Genomic DNA, 4271 nt, shown 5'->3' on the forward strand with positions numbered 1-4271 from the left:
GGTACGACGAGAGAACCTCGGGTGCGTTCGCCTCGACGACGCGGACGTTTCGGGCACCCTCCCTGTCGGCATCGAGCATGGTCCGGGCGAGGCCGGCGCGGAAGACCTCGACGGCGAGGAAGTCGTCATCGGGACGGGAGGAGGCCGCCGCGACGATCGCGTGCCCCTGACCGGATCCGATCTCCACATAGAGGTCGGCGGCACGGCCGTACTCCGTCGCCGGATCGAGGCGGGCCTCCGGATGCACCGAGGTCCAGGCGACGTCGCGCGGGACGTCGAGCAGGTAGTGCGGGCCGAGCTCGGTGAAGGCGCGCTCCTGCGCCTCGGACATCCGGCCGCTGCGGCGTACGAACGACACCGGCTCGTCTCGGAAGGTACGGGGTTCGGGCATGATTCCAGGGTAGTCGTCGGCGCCCGCGCTCCCTGCGTCCGTCGGGGAGGCGTCAGTCTGCCGGGGCCGTGACGAAGTCGATGAGCTCCTCCACACGGCCGAGCAGCGCAGGCTCCAGGTCCCGATAGGTGGTCACCTTCGAGAGGATGTGCTGCCAGGCGCGAGCTATGTCGGCCTGTGTCTCATGGGGCCACCCGAAGGCCCGGCAGATCCCGACTTTCCACTCGATGCCGCGCGGGATCTCCGGCCACTTCGCGATGCCCAGGGCGCGCGGGGTGACGCACTGCCAGACGTCGATGAAGGGGTGCCCCACGATGCGGAGGTGCCGGCCGTGCGGGCCGCGCGCGATGGCCTGCGCGATCCTGGTCTCCTTGGAACCGGGCACGAGATGGTCGACGAGCACGCCGTATCGGCGGGTGGCGCTGGGCGGCTCGGCGGTCAGCAGATCGTCGAGCAGATCGACGCCCTGCAGGAACTCGACGACCACGCCCTCGACGCGGAGATCGGCGCCCCAGACCTTCTCCACCAGCTCGGCATCGTGTCTGCCCTCGACGAGGATGCGACTGGGCAGCGCGACGCGTGCGCGCTGATCCGCGACGACGAACGATCCGGATGCGGTGCGCCGCGGACCCTGTTCCTTCGCCGCCGGCACGACGAGCCGCACCGGTGCGCCGTCGATGAGGAACCCGCCACCGAGGGGGAACAGGCGTCGACGGCCGACGCGATCCTCCAGCTCGACGTTGCCGGCCTGCACGCGGGTGACCGCGCCGCAGAAGCCGTCATCGGCGACCTCGACGACCAGATCCGCCTCCGCCGCGACCTGCGGCACCTTCTTCGCGCCGCGGTCGCGCCAGCCTGTCGCCAGCACATCCGAACCGTACATGTCGTCCATGCCTTCCAGGGTATGTGCCTCCGCTGAGGGCGAACGGCGAACCCGCCGCTGGTGCTGTCGCGTGTCGGGCTCTGTGCATAGACTCATGGCATGGGGCTCGGCTGCCGGTCGGAGGGAACACGATGACGAAACGGTGGCTCACGCTGGCCGCACTCGCGCTGGCCGCCGTGGCAGGAGCGTTCACCGCGTCCGCCGCATCCGCCACCGATCCGCTCACCCTCGATTCCGGATACGTCACCGACCAGGCCGACGTGCTCAGCGCCGATGAAGAAGCCACTGTCGAGGCCCGGCTCGAGGAGCTGACCGCCAACTCGAACGCCGATCTGTTCGTCGTGCTGGTGGACGACTTCACCAACCCGAGCGACAACGTGCAGTGGGCCGACACCGTCGCCGACAGCAACAACCTCGGCAGCGAGCAGTATCTCCTCGCGATCGCGGTGGACGGCCGCAGCTACTACATCTCGGCGGCGCCCGACGGGCCGGTGAGCTTCGACCAGCTCGACGCCATCGAAGACAAGATGGTCCCGCTCGCCGCCGACGGCGACTGGGTCGGGGCGATCACTCTCGCCGCCGATGAGATCCAGGGAGACGGAGGTGCCGGAGCGCTCCGCGTCACCCTCATCGTCGTCGCGATCATCGTCGCCGCTCTGCTCATCTGGCTCATCGTCGCGCTCGTCCGACGCGCGCGGCGCAAGGCCGAGATCCGCCGACGCGGCGCGATGCCGGAGACACCCGACCCCGCTGATCCGTTCTCCACCCTCACCGACGAGCAGGTCGAAACGCAGGCCGGGCTCGCACTCGTGCAGGCCGATGACGCCATCACCTCGAGCAAGGAAGAGCTCGGCTTCGCGGTCGCGCAGTTCGGCGAGGGCGCCACCGAGGAGTTCACCCGCGTCGTCGACGCGGCGAAGGCCAAGATCGCTGAGGCCTTCGACCTCAAGCAGAAGCTCGACGACGAGATCGAGGACACGATCCACGACCGTCGGGCCTGGCACATCCGCATCATCCGGATCGCCGAAGAGATCGACGATGTGCTCGACGACAACACCGAGGCCTTCGATGCCCTTCGCAAACTCGAGCAGAATGCGCCGCAGGAACTCGAGAGGGTCCGCGGCGAACGCGCGGCTCTGACCCCGATCCTCGCCGCCGCCGCACCGGCTCTGTCCGCACTGTCGGCGACGTATGACCCGGCAGCCCTGAGCACGGTCGCGGACAACCCCGCGCAGGCACAGGAGCGCGCCGACCTGGCCGACCGCTCGATCGAGGCGGCCGCCCAGGCGATCGCGGCCGGCCGATCCGGCGAAGCCGCCTTCGCGATCCGCACCGCCGAGCAGTCGGTCGCACAGGCCGCACAGCTCGCCCAGGCGGTCTCGACCTTGGGCGCCGAGCTGGCCGCCATCGAGACACAGTCGCAGGCGCTGGTCACGGAACTACAGGCCGACCTCGCCGCGGCACAGCAGCTGCCGGATACGACCGGTGCGATCGCGGCGGCCTCTTCCGCGACCGCACAGCAGCTCCAACTGGCGCAGGCCGACCTCGCCAGCACGAAGCGCAATCCGCAACGGGTGCTCGAGGCGCTGAGTGCCGCGAACGCCGAGATCGATGCGGCCATCGCCCAGGGCCGAGAAGGCGTCGAGCGCTCGCGCCGCGTGCAGCAGATGCTCGAGCAGACCCTCGCGCAGGCGAATTCCGAGATCCGTGCAGCGCGCGAGTTCATCGAGACCCGACGCGGCACGGTCGGCTCGACCGCACGAACCCGGCTCGCCAACGCCGAGGCCAGTCTCACCCAGGCGTTGAACCTGCGCGCCACCGACCCCGAAGCGTCTCTGGCCGAGGCCAACCGCGCACTCGCCCTCGCCGGCCAGGCCACTTCCGCCGCGCAATCCGACGTCCAGGCGTACAACCCGCCCGGGTACGACAGCGGCTGGGGCAGCCCGTTCGGCGGATCCACCTCCTCGTCCGGCGGTTCCGGAATCGGCGGGGACATCCTCGGCGGCATCATCGGCGGACTCCTCGCCGGTGGTGGCGGCGGGTCGTCCCGCCGCAGCAGCAGCGGCTGGCGCTCCTCCGGGGGCGGTGGTTTCCGTAGCTCCGGTTTCGGCGGCGGGGGATCCCGCGGCGGTGGAGGCCGCAGCGGTCGATCCGGAGGTAGACGCTTCTGATCCGCCACACAGACATATACGCCAAGCTCTCGAAGACGCCCTCTGAAAGGAACCACGCATGACCAAGCAGTCCATCTTCGGACGTATCTCGACCCTCGTCCGCGCGAACATCAACTCCCTCCTGGACTCCGCGGAAGACCCGCAGAAGATGATCGACCAGCTCGTTCGCGACTACACGAACAGCATCGCCGACGCCGAGTCCGCGATCGCCGAGACCATCGGCAACCTGCGACTCCTCGAGCGTGACCACGAGGAAGATGTGCAGGCCGCGACCGAGTGGGGCAACAAGGCCCTCGCCGCCAGCCGCAAGGCCGACGAGATGCGCAAGAGCGGCGACGCCACCGATGCCGACAAGTTCGACAACCTCGCCAAGATCGCGCTGCAGCGCCAGATCAGCGCCGAGCGCGAGGCGACCGGCGCCGAGCCGCAGATCGCGGCACAGACCGAGATCGTCGACAAGCTCAAGAGCGGCCTCAACGGCATGAAGGACAAGCTCGTCGAGCTCAAGAACAAGCGCAGCGAGCTTCTCGCGCGTGCCAAGGTCGCCGAGGCGCAGACCAAGGTGCAGGACGCAGTGGGCTCGATCAACGTGCTCGACCCCACCAGCGAGCTGGGCCGGTTCGAGGACAAGGTCCGTCGCCAGGAGGCCATCGCTCAGGGCAAGATCGAGCTCGCGGCGTCCAGCCTCGACGCGCAGTTCGAGAGCCTGGAAGACCTCGGCGAGCTGACCGAGGTCGAGGCGCGTCTCGCCGAGCTCAAGGCCGGCGGCAGCGCTCCCCGTCAGGCCATCGAAGGCAACTGACACCACCAGCGGGTGTCCCCGGCC

Annotated in this window: 4 protein-coding genes; 2 read left to right on the forward strand and 2 right to left on the reverse strand. The window is 69.4% G+C overall.

From position 1 onward, the window contains the following. Positions 1-391 (reverse strand): tRNA (guanine(46)-N(7))-methyltransferase TrmB (locus tag ACNPM4_RS12300; protein WP_473965304.1); only part of this gene is annotated, 391 nt, incomplete at its 3' end. A 52-nt stretch (positions 392-443) separates the two neighbouring features. After that, on the reverse strand, positions 444-1283 hold the full coding sequence (locus ACNPM4_RS12305; RefSeq protein ID WP_448985874.1) for a DUF3097 domain-containing protein: 840 nt from the start codon (positions 1281-1283) through the stop codon (positions 444-446). 122 nt (positions 1284-1405) lie between these two features. On the opposite strand from ACNPM4_RS12305, the gene ACNPM4_RS12310 reads away from it, so the two are divergent. Together ACNPM4_RS12310 and ACNPM4_RS12315 are read left to right on the forward strand one after the other, a co-directional pair. After that, positions 1406-3445, forward strand: coding sequence for a TPM domain-containing protein (locus ACNPM4_RS12310; RefSeq protein WP_448985875.1), 2040 nt, complete (start codon positions 1406-1408; stop codon positions 3443-3445). A 58-nt stretch (positions 3446-3503) separates the two neighbouring features. Beyond that, positions 3504-4247 (forward strand): PspA/IM30 family protein, encoded by a 744-nt coding sequence (locus ACNPM4_RS12315; RefSeq protein ID WP_029261911.1) that lies wholly within the window; start codon positions 3504-3506, stop codon positions 4245-4247. Positions 4248-4271 lie beyond the last annotated feature (24 nt).

The organism is Microbacterium umsixpiens (genome assembly GCF_053543675.1).